The organism is Oerskovia gallyi (assembly GCF_014836745.1).
Taxonomy (GTDB): Bacteria; Actinomycetota; Actinomycetes; order Actinomycetales; family Cellulomonadaceae; genus Oerskovia; species Oerskovia paurometabola.
This window is the reverse complement of sequence record NZ_JACSQE010000002.1, coordinates 124,133-139,591: the sequence shown is the minus strand read 5'-3', so window position 1 is coordinate 139,591 and position 15,459 is coordinate 124,133. Positions and strand designations below refer to the sequence as shown.

Genomic DNA, 15,459 nt, shown 5'->3' with positions numbered 1-15,459 from the left:
CCCCCCCCGGCAGCCGTCACACGTCGTCGTTGCGCACCTCGACCACGACCCGCGTCGGGTCGGTCAGGGCGTAGACCCGGAACGGGCTGACCTCGTCCGTCCCGACGAACGACTGCGCGTACCCCTCGAAGACCCCGAGGAAGACGACCTCCTCGACCTCGTCCGTCCCGGCGCCCCTCAGGGTCGACGGGGCGTCGAACTCGGTGACGCCCGTGTCCGCGGGGTAGCCCGAGCCCGAGATCGAGACAGAGAGCGTCCCGTCACCGTCGACCGGCACGACCTTGCCGCTGCCGTCCTCGTTCGCCTGCGGGACGTACTCGACCCGCCAGCCCGGCGTGCCCGTCCCACCCATCTCGTACACCACGCGGTCGAAGCCGTCGTGGCGCCCGATCCTGATGTCGGTGACCGTCAGGGCGGCGCCGGGGGACGCGTCGGCGAGGTCCACCTCGGTGTTCGCGGGGAACGCGGGCGCGTCCGTCGAGCTGTCGTCGTCGGTGGATCCCGTGGGCGTCGACGTGGGGCCCGCGGGAGCGGCGGGGGACTGGCTCGCGGTGGGGCCGGGGGCCGGGGACGAGACCGACGGCGACGGGGCGGCCCCCGTGGTCTCGTCGTCGGTCCCCGCGCCCGAGCAGGCCGTCAGCGCGAGGAGGGCAGCCACGACCCCGGTGGAGAGTGCTGCGGGCCGGAGTCGTCGGGTCGTGCCGTTCATCAGTTGCCTCCTGGAAGTTCTCACCGGGAGACGCTCCCGGGTGACCTTCGAGCCTAGGCCGATCGGGTCACGGATGCAGGGAGGACAGGTCTCGATCGGGGAACGAGCGCCTCACGAGCGGCGCCCCCGCCCCCGCCGCCGCGCGACGACGACGACCTGCGGCGCCCGCTCGCCGGTGGTGACGAGCGACCGCTCCCTCGCACGAGGGATGACAGGGTCGCCCGTCCGCCCTACGGTGGCTGCATGCCGTGGATCAGCAGTGCGGGCGGGCCGCTCCTCTTCGTCGTCGTGCTCGTGGTCGTCGCGTTCGTCGCGATCGAGCGCATGGTGAGCGGGCGCTCCAGGGACCGGCAGCTCGGGGACGGGCGAGGGTCGGGCGAGAGCGCCGGGGTCGGCGCGTTCGGCGAGCTCGTCGACGTCTTCCAGCCGAGCCGGGTCCACCTGACCGAGGAGAAGGAGCGTCAGCGGCTCGACATCGCGCAGGCGCCGTCCACCGCGCCGCCGATCGACGTGGACCTCGAGTCGGGGGTCGTCGTCTTCAGCGCGGACGTGTACGAGCCGCGGCCCGCCGAGCCGCAGGTCGTCGAGGGGGCGGCCGCCGCGCGCTAGCCGCGGACCGCCGCGCGCAGGGCCTGGTCGAGGTCCGCCCACAGGTCCTCGACGTCCTCGATGCCGACGCTCAGGCGCAGCAGGTCCTCGGGGACCGTGTGGGACTCGGTCGCGAACCGCCTCCGGCGCTCGAGGCTCGACTCGACCCCGCCCAGGCTCGTCGCCGGGACCCAGAGCTCGACGGCCTCGACGAGCGCGTCGGCGGCCTCGCGACCGCCTCGGGGGCGCAGCCCGAGGATCGACCCGAAGCCGTTCATGGTGCGGGCCGCACGCTCGTGGCCAGGGTCCGTCGGGAGGCTCGGGTGGCGGACCTCCTCGACGAGCGGGTGCTCGTCCAGGCGCCGGGCGATCTCGGCGGCGTTGGCCTGCGCACGCTCGACGCGCAGCGCGAGCGTGCGCAGCCCGCGCAGCGCGAGCCACACCTCCCACGGCCCGGCGATCGCGCCGTGCAGGGTCCGGTAGGCACGGACCTTCGTGGCCAGGTCCGGGTCGTTCGTGACGACGGCCCCGAGCACGACGTCGGAGTGCCCCGCGAGGTACTTGGTCACCGAGTGCACGACGACGTCCGCACCCAGGGTGAGCGGCTGCTGCCCGAGCGGGGTCGCGAAGGTGTTGTCGACCGCCGTGAGCACGCCCTGCTCGCGTGCCGCGGCCAGGAGCACGGGCAGGTCCGCGACCTCGAGCATGGGGTTGGTCGGGGACTCGAGCAGGAGCAGGTCCGCCCCGCCGATCGCGGCGAGCACCTGGTCGGTGTCGGCGACGTCGACCCGGACGACCTCGACCCCGTGCCGGGCCGCGAGGTCGTCGGCGAACCCCAGCGTGACCTGGTAGGCGTGCCGGGGCAGGACGACCTTGCCGCCCGCCGGGACGAACGAGAAGACCGCCGCGACGGCCGCCATGCCGCTGCTGAACACGATGCCCGGCTCCGAGGCCCCCTCGAGGGTGGCCAGGGCCTCCTCGAACGGGTGCCACGTCTCGGTGTCCATGCGCGTGTAGAGCAGCTCGCCGGGTTGCTGCACGCCGCGTGACACGTACGTCGAGGACAGGACCACGGGCGGGTTGACCGGCCCGCCCTGCTCGCGCGGCGGGCGTCCCGCAGCGACCGCGATCGTGGCGGGGGACAGCGGGGCGCGGTGGACGGTGGGCTCGGTCGTCATGGGGGTGAGATTACGCCTGGCGGTCGGGTGGGTGCCGCGGGCAACCGCCAGGTGGGAGAGAGAGTCGCCTCAGTCCTCGAGCGGCCCCAGCAGCGCGCTCGCGAACGTCGAGTGCGCGGACTCGTCGTCGGACGGGTGGAAGATGCCCGCGAGAACGTCGCGGTAGAGCCTCCCGAGCTCGGAGGACGCGAAGTAGGACGACCCGCCGGACACCCGGATCGCCTGGTCGACGACGACGCGCGCGGTCTCGGTGGCGCGCACCTTGAGGCCCGCGACCGCGGTGAACCAGCCCGCGCCACGGTCCACGAGGGCGTCGATCTCTCCTGCGAGCTGGTCGATCTGCGGGTAGATCCCGTCCATCGCGATGCCCGCGTCGGCGACGCGCCAGCGGATGTCGGGGTCCTGCGACAGCGGCCTGCCGCCGCTCTTCATCGAGGTACGTCGGTGGGCGTTCTCGACGGCGAGCTCGAGGGCGCGCCGGCCGATGCCCGTGTACACCGACGCGAGGAGGATCTCGAACGTCGTGAAGATCGCGAGCACGAGCGGGTCGGTCGAGGGTCCGGGGGCCAACCGCCGCACGACCCGGTCGGCCGGGGCGTGCGCGCCCACGAGCATGGTCGTGCGGCTCTGGCTCGCGCGCATGCCGACCGTGTCCCAGTCGTCGAGCACGTCGACGCCGCCGCCCTCGCGCGTCACGAACGCGTGCACGAGTCGCGGGTCGCCCTCCAGCGTGGGGCCGTCCTCGGTGGCCGTCTCGATCCCGAGCACGCCCAGCCGCGTCCACGCGGGGGACAGGGACGTGAAGATCTTCCGGCCGTGGAACGAGTAGCCGCCCTCGCCGTCGGGGCGGGCCTGCGTCCGGGACCCGAAGAGCACCAGGTCGTTGCCCGGCTCGGAGTAGCCGAACGCGAAGACCTCGCCGCGCGCGGCCTCCTCCAGGACGAAGTCGAGCGAGTGGTCCCCGCGCTCGTACAGGTAGCGCGCGACGCCGGTCCAGACGTGGTGCATGTTCACGGCGAGCGCGGTCGCGGGCGCAGCGCCCGCGAGGCGGACCTGCTCGTGCGCGACGTCGCGCAGGCCCAGTCCCGGGCCTCCCATCGCGACGGGCACGAACGCCTTCAGGTAGCCGGCCGCGGTCAGCTCCTCGAAGTCCTCGGTGAAGAACGAGTTCTCCCGGTCGTAGGTCGCGGCGCGCGAGCGGATGCGGTCGAGCAGGTCGTCGGTCAGCAGCGGAGAGGTCATGCCCCCGTTCTACCACCGCCCGTCCACCTCCCGGGCGCCTCGTCTGCCCCCGTTCCTGTTCACGCTGTCGCACGCGGTTCCGGTAGGGTCGTCGGCGATGTCCAGCCAGCCAGAACCCAGTGCTCCCGCGCGCAAGACGCGCGTCCTCATCCTCTTCGGCGGACGCTCCGGCGAGCACGTGATCTCGTGCGCCACCGCGGGTGGCGTGATGCGCGCGATCGACCGCGAGCGCTACGAGGTCATCCCCGTCGGGATCACCAAGGCGGGGCAGTGGGTCCTCGCGGCCGACGAGCCCGAGCGCTGGGAGATCACGCCCGGCAACCTGCCGGAGGTCACGGCGACGGGCGGCGAGGTGCTGCTGCCGCTCGCGGTGGGGCAGCGTGCGCTGCGCGTCCTGGAGCCGGGCGAGTTCCCGCGCGAGCTGGGCGAGGTCGACGTCGTCTTCCCGCTGCTCCACGGTCCGTTCGGCGAGGACGGCACGCTCCAGGGCCTGCTCGAGCTCGCCGACGTGCCCTACGTGGGCGCGGGCGTGCTCGCGTCGGCCGTGGGCATGGACAAGCAGTTCATGAAGCTCGTCCTCGCGGGCCAGGGCCTGCCCATCGCGCCGTACACGGTCATCCGCCCGGGGGAGTGGGACCGCAACCCGGCCGCCTGGACCGAGACGGTCGCGGGCCTGGGCCTGCCCGTGTTCGTCAAGCCCGCCCGCGCCGGGTCGAGCCTCGGGATCACCAAGGTCGACGACCTCGCGGACCTGCCCGCGGCGATCGCCGAGGCGCGGCGCCACGACCCCAAGGTCCTGGTCGAGGCCGGCGTCGTGGGCCGCGAGATCGAGTGCGCGGTCCTCGGTGGGCGCGAGGGCGAGCGCCCGCGGGCGTCGCTGCCTGGCGAGATCGTCGTGACCGACGCGCACCACGACTTCTACGACTTCGAGGCCAAGTACCTCGACGAGGCGGGCGTCGAGCTGAGCTGCCCGGCCGACCTGCCGCCGCACCTCGTCGACGAGGTCCGCGACATCGCGGTCCGCACGTTCGAGGCCGTGGGCGCCGAGGGGCTCTCGCGCGTCGACGTGTTCGTGACGACCGACGGCCAGGTCATCGTCAACGAGATCAACACGATGCCGGGCTTCACGCCGTTCTCGATGTACCCGCGCATGTGGGAGAAGTCCGGCATCACGTACCCGGAGCTGATCGACGAGCTCATCCAGCTCGCGCTGCAGCGCCCGACCGGGCTGCGCTGAGCCGGGCCCCGGCCGGCGCCGCACCCAGCACGGCGCCCGCCCGGGCCGCGCGACTCACATGCAGTAGCGCGTCTGCTCGACCTTGGACACCGCGCGGTTGAGGTCGGACACGAAGGACGTGGACTGGGTCTGCTGCACCTTCGGCGGGATCTGGACCTCCACCGCGGGGTCGCGGCCGTAGGTCACGAACGTCCAGGTGTTCTTGCCGTCGTCGGTGACGATCCAGTCGACGCTGCCCGCGGTGCTCGGCACGCCCATGCATCCGACCGTGGTGGGCTCGGGCGGGGTCACGCCGCAGCGCAGCGTCACGGCCGCACCGGGCTCGCCCCAGGCGGCGGTGGCCTGGCTGTCGGTCTTGATCTTGGGCAGGCCACCGAGCTCGTCGGGGACCGCGAGGACGACCTCGGCGCACTTCGGGTCCGCGGCGTCGTCCGCGACCGGGACACCGATGGTCGGTGCACAGGCACCGAGGCCCGCGGCGACGGCGACCAGCAGGATCCCGGTGAGCGTCCGGCGTCGGGCAGGGGTACGAGGGGCGTTCAGCACCCTCCAACGGTAGCCGCTCCAGCGGGTGCGCCGGTCCCGCGTAAGGTGGCGCCGTGACCGATCCGAACGAGAACCCGACCCTGGTGCGCGAGACCTCGGAGGAGGAGCTGCTCGCGGCGATCTTCCCGCTCCTGCCGACGGGCGAGGCGACCCTCGTGGGTCCCGGCGACGACTCGGCCGTCGTGAGCGCGCCCGACGGCCGCTTCGTCGTCTCGACGGACGTCCTGGTCGAGCGTCGCCACTTCCGCCCGGAGTGGTCCACGGGGTACGACGTCGGGTGGCGCGCCGCGATGCAGAACCTCGCCGACGTCGCGGCCATGGGTGCGCGGCCCACGTCGCTCGTGGTCTCGCTCGTGATCCCGGGGCACCTGCCCGTCGAGTGGGTCACGGGCCTCGCGCGCGGCCTCGCCGCGGCGTGCGCACCGAGCGGTGCGGCCGTCGTCGGGGGAGACCTGTCGAGCGGCGACGACGTGGTCGTCGCGGTCACGGTCCACGGGGACCTGGGCGGGCGAGCGCCGGTCCTGCGCTCGGGCGCCCAGGTGTCCGACGTCGTCGCGCACGCCGGGCGGAGGGGGTGGTCCGCCGCGGGGCTCGCCCTGCTCGACCACGACCTGGGGGACGTGGACCGGGAGCTGGTCGACGCGTACCTGCGACCCGAGCCGCCGCTCGCCGCGGGGACCGCGGCAGCCGACGCCGGGGCGACCGCGATGCTGGACCTGTCCGACGGCCTGCTGCGGGACGCGGGACGCGTCGCGCGCGCGAGCGGAGTCGTGATCGACCTGGCCCTCGACGCGTTCGCGGCGGACCTCGCACGGCTCGCCCGGGCGGCGTCCGCCGTGAGCTCGGCCACGGGTCGCCGCCCGCCCGGGGAGTGGCCGTCCGCCGCGGCGGACGCGGGGTCGGGCGACCCGGCGGCGATGGCCCGCGACTGGGTCCTGACGGGCGGGGAGGACCACGGGCTGCTCGCGACCTTCCCTGCGGGGACGGTCCTCCCGGCGGCCTTCCGGGCGGTCGGGCGCGTGGTGGCTGCGGGACGACCGGGGCCGGACGTGCGTCCGGCAGTCACGGTCGACGGGGCCGCGCCGCGGGGCGGCGTCGGGTGGGACCACTTCCGGGGCTGAGCCGCTGAGCCGCTGAGCCGCTGGACGAGGGCGAGGGGGTCACCCCACGCGGGGTGACCCCCTCGACGGGAGCGCGGGTGCGGGCGGGTCGGCCGCGGTCAGGACCTGCGGCGGTACCGCACCTGGGTCAGGTCGCGACCACCGATGTCGTCGCGTCGCTCGACCCCGTCCGGGGCGAACCCGTGACGACGGTAGAAGTGCTGGGCGCGGTCGTTGTCCTTGAGCACCCACAGGGACACAGGGGTGCGCGGGGGGACCTTGCCGAGCATGGTCCGCATCAGGTCACGTGCCACGCCGCGGCCCCAGGCCTCGGGGTCGAGGTAGATGGCGTAGATCTCGAGGTCGCCGTCGTCGGCGTCCTCGTCGCGGGCCGGACCGATGCTGGCGAATCCCAGGGCCCGCCCGTCGGCCTCGGCGAGCAGGATGTCGGCGCCCGAGCTCGTGAGGTTCGAGGTCCAGGCCGCCTCACGCTGGTCGTGGTCGAGAGAGGCCAGGTACTCGTCGGGGACGATCCCGGCGTAGGCCCCGCGCCAGGACGCGATGTGCACCTGGGCGATCGATGCCGCGTCCTGCGGTGTCGCCGTGCGGATCGTTACCTCGTTGAGTTCCGTCACCATGACCAAATCCTGCCACTTCCGTGGAGATCCGCCAACCCTCTTTGTCCGGATCTTCAGCAAATCTCCCCAAGGGGATGTGATGTCGGCTTCGACGAGGGGTGACGCGGTCGTCGGCGTCGCCCCTCGCGGTCCGTCGTCCACCGATCCTCTCAGCCTTTGGCGGTTGCCGCCTGCGGACCGTCGAGGGCGCCTGGGACGACGGCCCGTCGGACGGCGTGGGCTATCGGGGCGCGGTGGGGCGCCGCCGCGGCGGGGACCCCGCCCGGGGCGGCGGCGACGACCTGCGCCATGATGTTCGTGACGTTGCCGGCGACCCGGACCCCGGGCAGCGTGGTCGCTCCCATCGGGTCGGAGGGCACGTACGTCCCGACCACGGTGCCGTCGACGACCTGCTCCGCGGTCTCGATCCCCAGGGACTCCAGGACCGCGGACCGGGCCGTGAAGCGGGGTGCGACCACGAGCGCGGCGCACGGCACGACCTCGCCGGACACCAGTCGTACGCCGTGCAGCGCGTCGTCCTGGACGTCCAGGGCCTCGACCAGGGCGTCGACGACCCTGACGCCGCGGGCGTCGAGCGCGGCGCGGGTCGTCGCGTCGGGCGCGGGCGACCCGTGGAGGAAGAGCGTCACGTCGTCGGTCCACTGGCGCCACATCTGGGCCTGGTGGAGCGCCATCGGGCTCGTGGCGAGGATGCCCACGGCCTGGTCGCGCACCTCCCAGCCGTGGCAGTACGGGCAGTGCAGGACGTCCTTGCCCCAGCGCTCGGCGACCCCGGGCACCGCGGGCAGCTCGTCGACGAGGCCGGTCGTGACGAGCAGCTGACGGGCGCGCAGGTCCCTCCCGTCCTCGAGCCGGACCTCGAACCCGCCGTCCGGCAGCGGGGTCGCCGCCTCGACCGTGCCCTGCGTGATGCGACCGCCGTATGCCGTGACCTCCCCGCGTCCTGCGGCCAGGAGCGCGGCGGGGTTCTCGCCGTCGCGCGACAGGTAGCCGTGCATGTGCGCGGCCGGTGCGTTGCGGGGGCGGCCCGCGTCGACGACCAGGACGCTGCGCCGGGCGCGGGCGAGCGTCAGGGCTCCGCTGAGCCCGGCCGCGCCGCCTCCGACGACGATCACGTCGTAGACGCCGGGAGTGCTGTCGGTGTGCGGGATCTCACCCGTGGCGGGTGTCGTGCTCGTGCGGGTCATGGGGACCACCTCCTCGTCGAGCATCGATGCACGGCGTCCCCGGTGGCAATTCCTGTTGCCGGAGTGGCAAACTCAGGTGCATGGACGCACCAGCGGACGCATCGGACGACCCCTTCGCCGCAGCCCTAGAAGCCGTCGGGCCCCGGCTGCGCGCGCTGCGCCAGCGGCGCCAGCTGACCCTCGTCGACCTCTCCGACCGCACGGGCATCTCCGTGAGCACCCTGTCCCGGCTGGAGTCCGGGGGGCGACGCCCCACGCTCGAGCTGTTGCTGCCCCTCGCCCGCGAGCACGAGGTCCCGCTCGACGAGCTCGTCGGCGCCCCGCCCACGGGGGACCCACGCATCCACGCGCGGCCCGTCAAGAGGGGCGACTCGACGATCCTGCCGCTGTCCCGCCGGCCGGGAGGGGTCCAGGCCTACAAGCAGGTCCTGCACGGACGAACCTCGGACGTGCTGCCGGAGACCAAGGTGCACGAGGGCTACGAGTGGCTGTACGTCCTGGGCGGGCGGCTGCGGCTCCTGCTCGGTGAGCACGACCTGGTGCTCGGGGAGGGCGAGGCCGCGGAGTTCGACACCCGCACCCCGCACGCGATCCTCAACGCCGACGAGCACCCGGTCGAGCTCCTCGTCCTGCACGGCCCCCAGGGGGAGAGAGCGCACTTCCGGGCTCGGCCCAAGCAGCGTCGCGCCGATTGATCCGGGAGTTCCCGGGAACGCGAAAGCCCGCCAGGACGAGTCCTGACGGGCTTTCGGCGAACGAGCGGGAAGGCTCAGACGTGACGGACGACCTTGCCGGCCTTCAGGCACGAGGTGCACACGTTGAGACGCTTCGGGGTACCCGAGACGATCGCACGGACGCGCTGGATGTTCGGGTTCCAGCGACGCTTCGTACGGATGTGCGAGTGCGAGATGCTGTGCCCGAAGCTCGGGCCCTTGCCGCAGACTTCGCAGTTGGCAGCCACGATTTCTCCTGATCGTCGTGCACGCCTCCGCGAAAGGACAGCGGCGACGTAGTGAATGGTCTGTGGGGTGAACGCTCCGAACCAGCGCGTGCCGGGGAACGTCCGTGGTCGCCCGGATCTGTCCGGGCAACCTCCATAGGGTAGCCGATAGCCACCCTCCACCCCAAACCGACCCCGAGAGCGTGCGTGGTGCAGCGCGCGGGGCGGACTACGGTGGTCCGGTAAGTATCGCAGGCTCTGCGGGGGTTCGGCACCCTCGCGTGCCCGACCCCCACGAAGGAGCCCCACGAGCGTGACGGACGGCACGGAGCACATCGAGCCCGCGGTGGTGCGGACGTGGGTGGCGGAGACGGTCCGGGCGCTGGGCGAGGCCCGGGCGCGCATCGACCGCGCGAACGTCTTCCCCGTCGCCGACGCGGACACGGGGACCAACCTCTTCCTGACCGTCACCGAGGGCGCACGGGCCGTGGGCGAGGTGCCCGACGGCGCGCCCGTCGACACCGTGCTGCTCGCCTTCGCGCGGGGCGCCCTGATCGGGGCCCGCGGCAACTCGGGCGTGATCCTCAGCGAGTACCTGCGCGGCTTCGCGGGCGCGACCACCGTGGCCGACGAGCCCGTGGGCTCCCTGCGGGTCGCGACCCGGCTCGAGGCCGCGGCCCGCTCGTCCTACGCGGCCGTCGCGGTCCCGGTCCCCGGCACGATCCTCACCGCGGCCGACGGGGCTGCCGTCGCGGCCCGTGCCGCGGCGGAGGCCGGGGCAGACCTGAGCGGCGTCGTGCGCGCGGCGCGCGCGGGAGCGCACGAGGCGATGCTGCGCAGCCCCCGAGAGCTCGACGTCCTGTCCCGCGCGGGCGTGCTCGACGCCGGGGCCTTCGGGCTCGTGCTCGTCCTCGACGCGCTGTGCCACGCGCTGGGAGCCGTCGACGACGGCCCCGGTCTCGGGCTCGGCACGAGGGGCGCGCTGTCGGTGGCCGACGGCACGATGGCCCGCATGACGAGTGGGACGACCGGCGTCGACGACGTGACCGACGTCACGTCGGTGCCCGCACCCGGCACGGCCCTCGTGGGCAGGACGACCGCGCAGGCGAGCGGCGTCGTCGTGCCCGTGGCGGGCGCAGCGCCCGGCGAGCACGCGCCCGTCGGGATCGACGGTGAGTTCGAGGTCATGCTCGTGGTCGACGGCACCGACGGCACCGACGGCACCGACGCTCCGGCCCCCGCGACGCCGCCGCTCGCCGACGCGCTACGGGCGGCTCTCGCGCAGGTCGGCGACTCGGTCGTGGTCGTGGGGGAGGGCGTCTGGCAGGCGCACGTGCACACCGACGACCCCGCGCGCGCCGTCCAGGCCGCCCGGGCCGCGGCCGGCGGTGCCCGGGGAGCCCGGCTGCGCCAGGTGTGCGTGCGTCACCTCGCGACGCAGGTCGCAGCGCGGGGCAGCCTGCACGGGCACGCGCTCCCGACATCGGGCGAGGTGCCCGAGCACGGCGTCGTCGCGATCACGTCGGCCCCCGGCCTCGTGCCGGACCTGGCCCGCAGCGGTGCCGTCGTCCTCCTCGCGACCGACCACGCGCCGACCCCGGGCGAGGTGCTCCGCGTGGCCGTGGACACCGGTGCGCGCACCGTCGCGGTCCTGCCCGGGAGCGCGGGCGCGGCCGACGCCGCGCGCGAGGCCGAGGGGCTCGTCGGCCAGGGAGCCGGCGACCTGCGCGGCATCGAGGTGCTCGACGCCCCCACCGACCTGCACGTCGTGGCCGCGCTCGCGGCGGCGACCCTGGGCTCCGCCGCCGCCGACGCCGTCGCCCTCATGAAGGCGACCCTCGAGGAGGTCCGCGCGGTCCAGGTGCCCGCGGACGGGACGCTCGTGCGACCCGCGCTCGAAGGCCTCCTCCGCACCGACGACGAGGTGCTGACCGTCCTGCCGGGACGCTGGGTCGACCCGGTCGTGGTCGACGTCGTCGCGGGCATCGCCCGTCAGTGCGTCCCGGGCATCGAGGTCGTCGTCCTCGACTCCGGACGCGACCACGCCGACCTGGAGCTGGGAGCAGAATGAGCAGCGACCCTCGTGCCGCCGCCCCGGGGGCGGACGCAGACCACCTGACGGGCACGCGACGCCTCGCGGGCGACCTGGTGACCGGGCCGGTCGACCGATTCGCCGAACCCCTGACCAAGGTCCTCGGCCCACGCTCGGCGGGCGCCCTCGCCAAGCTGGGCCTCGAGACCACGGGCGACCTGCTCGGGCACTACCCGCGCCGGTACGGCGACCCGGGCAAGCTCACCGACCTCGGCGGCCTGGTGCTGGGCGAGCACGTCACGATCATGGCGCGGGTCGTCCAGGCGACCGTGCGGGCCATGCGTTCTCGCGGCGGAGCCATGCTCCAGGCCGAGGTCACCGACGGCGTCCACCGCCTGTCGCTGACGTTCTTCGCCAAGGGCACGGGCGCTCTGCGGACGCACGAGAGCCGTCTCCAGCCCGGCCGCACGGGCCTGTTCACGGGAGTCGTGAGCGCCTACCGGGGGGCCCGCCAGCTCACGCACCCGGACTACCTCGTCATCGGGGTCGACGCCGACGACGAGGAGTCGGCCCTCATCGAGGCGCGCCGCCCCATCCCGCTCTACCCGGCGAGCGCCTCGATCCCGAGCTGGCGCATCCAGAAGGCCGTCCGTCAGGTCCTCGACCCGCTGACCGAGGACGAGGTGCCGGACCCGCTGCCGCCCGCCGTCCGTGAGGCCCGCGGGTTCGGGTCGCGGCACGCGGCGCTCAAGGACGTCCACGAGCCGTTCGACACGCGCCAGTGGCAGCACGGCCGCGACCGGCTGCGCTACGAGGAGGCGTTCGTCCTCCAGGCGGCGCTCGCCCAGCGACGCGCGCGGGCCGAGGCCGAGGAGGCGACGGCCCGGCCGCTGCGCGCACCGGGCGAGCCCAGCGCGCTCGCGGACTTCGACGCGTCCCTGCCGTTCACGCTCACGGCCGGCCAGCGCGAGATCGGCGAGGAGATCTCCGGCGAGCTCGCGCGCTCGCGGCCCATGCAGCGCCTGCTCCAGGGCGAGGTGGGCTCGGGCAAGACGGTCGTCGCGCTGCGCGCGATGCTCCAGGTGGTCGACGCCGGAGGGCAGGCCGCGCTCCTGGCGCCCACCGAGGTGCTCGCCTCGCAGCACGCCCGCACCCTGCGGACCCTGCTGGGGCCGCTCGCGGAGGAGGGCATGCTGGGAGGGGCGGACCACGGCACGCGCGTCGCGCTCCTCACGGGGTCCATGGGCGCCGCGGCCAAGAAGGGCGCGCTGCTCGACGCGGCGAGCGGCCGGGCGGGGATCGTCGTCGGGACCCACGCGCTGCTGAGCGAGAACGTGCAGTTCGCGGACCTCGGCCTCGTCGTGGTCGACGAGCAGCACCGGTTCGGCGTCGAGCAGCGCGACGCGCTGCGCGCCAAGGCCCGCACGAGCCCGCACCTGCTCGTCATGACCGCGACGCCCATCCCGCGCACGGTCGCGATGACCGTGTTCGGCGACCTCGAGACGTCCTCGCTCACCGAGATCCCGGCCGGACGCGCGGGCATCACGACGCACGTCGTCCCCGCGGACAACGAGGCCTGGATGAACCGGACGTGGCAGCGCGTGCGCGAGGAGGTCGACGCGGGCCACCGCGCCTACGTGGTGTGCGCACGGATCCACCCCGACGAGCCTGCGGCCGACCCGGGTGCTGACGACGGAGCGCGCGCCACCGCGAAGAAGAAGAAGCGGACCGACGACTTCGACGAGGTGCCCGACTTCCTCGACCTCGACGAGAGCGCCACCGGCTCCGACCGCCCACCGCTGCGCGCGGTGCTCGAGGTCGCCGAGGAGCTCGCGAGCGTGCCCGCGCTGCGTGGGCTCGCCGTCGGGGTCCTGCACGGGCAGATGGCGCCCGCGGACAAGGAGAAGGTCATGGCCGACTTCGCGTCCGGGGCGGTCCAGGTGCTCGTCTCCACGACAGTCGTCGAGGTCGGCGTGGACGTCCCCGAGGCCACCGTCATGGTCGTGTTCGACGCCGACCGCTTCGGCCTCTCGCAGCTCCACCAGCTCCGTGGCCGCGTGGGCCGAGGGGCGGCGCCGGGGCTGTGCCTGCTGGTCTCGACCGTCGAGCCCGGCACCCCCGCGGCCGTCCGCGTCGAGACCATGGCCGAGACGACCGACGGCTTCCGCCTCGCGACCGTGGACCTCGAGCTGCGCAGCGAGGGCGACGTGCTGGGCGCGGCCCAGTCCGGCAGGGCGAGCTCGCTGCGGCTGCTGCGCGTCGTCAAGGACGTCGCGGTGATCGAGCAGGCACGCGCCGACGCGGCCGAGGTGATCGCGGCCGACCCGGACCTGGCGGGGCACCCCGAGTTGCGCGCCGCGATCGCGAGCCAGCTCGACCCCGAGCGCGAGGAGTTCCTGGAACGGGCGTGACGCTCCTGCCCGCCGGGGGGACGCGCTGGGGTGCCGAGGGTGACCGTGCCGCCCGTCTAGGCTGTCCGCATGACGAGGATCGTGGCCGGGACGGTCGGTGGACGCAGCCTGCAGGTGCCCCCCAAGGGGACGCGGCCCACGAGCGACCGGGTACGTGAGGCGATCTTCTCGCGGCTCGAGCACTACGGGGTCCTCGACGGTGCCTACGTCCTGGACCTGTACGCGGGGTCCGGTGCCCTGGGCCTCGAGGCCGCCTCGCGGGGCGCGCAGCGGGTCGTGCTCGTGGACGCGGCGCGCGTCGCGGCCGAGGTCTGCCGGGCCAACGTGAAGACCCTCGCCCTGACGAACGTGCAGGTCGTCCAGGACAAGGCCGAGAAGTTCGTCCAGGCGCCCCCGTCGACCACGTGGGACGTCGTCTTCATCGACCCGCCCTACGACGTGTCGGAGGCCGTCGTCGCAGAGCTCCTGCGCCAGCTCGCGCAGACCTCGGCGCTCGTCGAGGACGCGGTCGTCGTGGTCGAGCGCTCGACGCGCAGCCCCGAACCGACCTGGCCGGCCGGGTGGGAGCTGCTCGCCCGCAAGGACTACGGCGAGACCGCGGTGTACTACGCGGGCCCTGCGACGGCCGAGGAGCCTCAGGAGCCGCAGGCAGACGCCTCCTGAGGTCCGCGCGAGACGGGTGACGGGGCGCCAGACGGGTGGTTCGGTCCGAGACGGGTCTCCCCGACACGCGCGAAAGCACCCGTCGGGGACCGAACCACCCGTCTCGCGGGCGGACTGGTCAGACCACCGGCGCCCGCAGGGACGACCTGTCGAGCAGCCCCACGGGCACCCGGTCCAGGTCGTCCGCGCCGAGCAGCGCGACCCGGTCGCCCGACACCGCGTCGAGCAGCGCACGCGTGGGGGCGTCGTCGGCCAGGGACCCCTCGCTGGCCTCGAAGTACTCCCGCAGGAACGTGCGCAGCGGCGCGGCGGGGACGCTCGTCGCCTCCGGGTCCTCGGTCGCGAGCGTCATGAGCAGCAGCGCCGGGACGCGTTCGGCCCCCGGTTCGTTGCCCGGCTGGAAGTACGGCACCGCGAGCACGCGCCCCCCGTGGCGGGCGTAGAACCGCAGCCGCGCCTCGGGGTCGCCGTGCGCCTCGCTCGCGGCATGGAACCGCGGGTGCTCGACCTCGCCGAGCACCATGACCGGGCGCAGGTCCTTCAGCCACGCGGAGACCGCGGCCCCGAGCAGCGCGGCACCGATGCCACCTCCGCGGCGCCCTGGGGCGATCGCCAGGTACTGCACCAGCAGGACACGCGCCTCGGCCGACCAGGACCCGACGACGCCCGCCACCACGCGACCGGTCGGCCCCTCGCCCGCCGCGCCCGCCGCGCCCGGCTCGGCCGGGGGAGCGGCACCGTCGGGTATCTCGACGACGCCCAACGACTCCAGGTGCCCCGCCGCGTGGTCCGCGAGGAACGAGTCGAGCGAGACGAGCTCGGCGGGCGGGAAGGACGGGAGCAGGACGTCCCGGTAGAGCTGCGTGAGCTGCTCGACGGAACGCAGGGGGACGACGACGGGGCCGGACTCGGGAGGCATGGCCCCATCCTGCCGCGCTCGCGGCTCCCGCGCAGGACGGTCGTGCGGCCCCCGCCGCCCTGACCTGCC

15 protein-coding genes are annotated in these 15,459 nt (G+C 74.4%); 7 read left to right on the top strand and 8 right to left on the bottom strand.

Features of this window, described 5'->3' with window-relative positions:
* Nucleotides 1-16 precede the first annotated feature (16 nt).
* Nucleotides 17-709 (bottom strand): AMIN-like domain-containing (lipo)protein, encoded by a 693-nt coding sequence (locus H9640_RS03070; RefSeq protein WP_191789269.1) that lies wholly within the window; start codon nucleotides 707-709, stop codon nucleotides 17-19.
* 243 nt (nucleotides 710-952) lie between these two features.
* Here H9640_RS03070 and H9640_RS03065 point away from each other — a divergent pair, with 243 nt between their 5' ends.
* A complete protein-coding gene (locus H9640_RS03065; protein WP_191789268.1) occupies nucleotides 953-1,318 on the top strand; it encodes a DUF6191 domain-containing protein in 366 nt (121 codons plus the stop codon).
* On the opposite strand, the gene H9640_RS03060 is transcribed toward H9640_RS03065, so the two are convergent.
* Entirely contained in the window at nucleotides 1,315-2,475 is a 1,161-nt protein-coding gene (locus H9640_RS03060) for a trans-sulfuration enzyme family protein (RefSeq protein WP_191789267.1), read from the bottom strand. The two genes, H9640_RS03065 and H9640_RS03060, sit on opposite strands and share 4 nt — an antisense overlap.
* Nucleotides 2,476-2,544: 69 nt before the next feature.
* On the bottom strand, nucleotides 2,545-3,717 hold the full coding sequence (locus H9640_RS03055; RefSeq protein WP_191789266.1) for an acyl-CoA dehydrogenase family protein: 1,173 nt from the start codon (nucleotides 3,715-3,717) through the stop codon (nucleotides 2,545-2,547).
* Between the two features lie 97 nt (nucleotides 3,718-3,814).
* Here H9640_RS03055 and H9640_RS03050 point away from each other — a divergent pair, with 97 nt between their 5' ends.
* Nucleotides 3,815-4,954: a D-alanine--D-alanine ligase family protein gene (locus H9640_RS03050; protein ID WP_191789265.1), complete on the top strand. Its 1,140-nt coding sequence runs from the start codon at nucleotides 3,815-3,817 to the stop codon at nucleotides 4,952-4,954.
* A 54-nt stretch (nucleotides 4,955-5,008) separates the two neighbouring features.
* Here H9640_RS03050 and H9640_RS03045 read toward each other — a convergent pair whose 3' ends face one another.
* Nucleotides 5,009-5,500, bottom strand: a complete 492-nt coding sequence (locus H9640_RS03045) for a DUF3515 domain-containing protein (protein WP_307824027.1) — start codon at nucleotides 5,498-5,500, stop codon at nucleotides 5,009-5,011.
* A 53-nt stretch (nucleotides 5,501-5,553) separates the two neighbouring features.
* Between H9640_RS03045 and H9640_RS03040 the strand changes: the two genes are divergently transcribed.
* On the top strand, nucleotides 5,554-6,621 hold the full coding sequence (locus H9640_RS03040; protein WP_191789264.1) for a thiamine-phosphate kinase: 1,068 nt from the start codon (nucleotides 5,554-5,556) through the stop codon (nucleotides 6,619-6,621).
* Between the two features lie 98 nt (nucleotides 6,622-6,719).
* Here the strand turns inward: H9640_RS03040 and H9640_RS03035 are convergent, their stop codons facing one another.
* Nucleotides 6,720-7,238, bottom strand: coding sequence for a GNAT family N-acetyltransferase (locus tag H9640_RS03035; protein WP_191789263.1), 519 nt, complete (start codon nucleotides 7,236-7,238; stop codon nucleotides 6,720-6,722).
* Between the two features lie 149 nt (nucleotides 7,239-7,387).
* Nucleotides 7,388-8,425, bottom strand: a complete 1,038-nt coding sequence (locus H9640_RS03030) for an NAD(P)/FAD-dependent oxidoreductase (protein ID WP_191789262.1) — start codon at nucleotides 8,423-8,425, stop codon at nucleotides 7,388-7,390.
* 80 nt (nucleotides 8,426-8,505) lie between these two features.
* Here H9640_RS03030 and H9640_RS03025 point away from each other — a divergent pair, with 80 nt between their 5' ends.
* Entirely contained in the window at nucleotides 8,506-9,120 is a 615-nt protein-coding gene (locus tag H9640_RS03025) for a helix-turn-helix domain-containing protein (protein WP_191789261.1), read from the top strand.
* A gap of 74 nt (nucleotides 9,121-9,194) precedes the next feature.
* Here the strand turns inward: H9640_RS03025 and rpmB are convergent, their stop codons facing one another.
* Nucleotides 9,195-9,386, bottom strand: a complete 192-nt coding sequence (rpmB, locus tag H9640_RS03020) for a 50S ribosomal protein L28 (RefSeq protein ID WP_030150850.1) — start codon at nucleotides 9,384-9,386, stop codon at nucleotides 9,195-9,197.
* A 292-nt stretch (nucleotides 9,387-9,678) separates the two neighbouring features.
* Here rpmB and H9640_RS03015 point away from each other — a divergent pair, with 292 nt between their 5' ends.
* The 3 genes from H9640_RS03015 to rsmD all read left to right on the top strand — a co-directional run bounded on the left by H9640_RS03015 (nucleotide 9,679) and on the right by rsmD (nucleotide 14,471).
* The gene (locus tag H9640_RS03015; protein ID WP_191789260.1) at nucleotides 9,679-11,436 is read left to right on the top strand and encodes a DAK2 domain-containing protein; all 1,758 of its coding nucleotides are present in this window, start codon (nucleotides 9,679-9,681) and stop codon (nucleotides 11,434-11,436) included.
* Nucleotides 11,433-13,808: an ATP-dependent DNA helicase RecG gene (locus H9640_RS03010; protein ID WP_191789259.1), complete on the top strand. Its 2,376-nt coding sequence runs from the start codon at nucleotides 11,433-11,435 to the stop codon at nucleotides 13,806-13,808. The genes H9640_RS03015 and H9640_RS03010 overlap by 4 nt, the downstream gene beginning before the upstream one ends.
* Before the next feature lie 69 nt (nucleotides 13,809-13,877).
* Complete coding sequence (gene rsmD, locus H9640_RS03005; protein ID WP_191789258.1) at nucleotides 13,878-14,471, top strand: 16S rRNA (guanine(966)-N(2))-methyltransferase RsmD; 594 nt, start codon at nucleotides 13,878-13,880, stop codon at nucleotides 14,469-14,471.
* 118 nt (nucleotides 14,472-14,589) lie between these two features.
* On the opposite strand, the gene H9640_RS03000 is transcribed toward rsmD, so the two are convergent.
* Nucleotides 14,590-15,390, bottom strand: a complete 801-nt coding sequence (locus H9640_RS03000; protein ID WP_191789257.1) for a hypothetical protein — start codon at nucleotides 15,388-15,390, stop codon at nucleotides 14,590-14,592.
* Nucleotides 15,391-15,459: the final 69 nt, after the last annotated feature.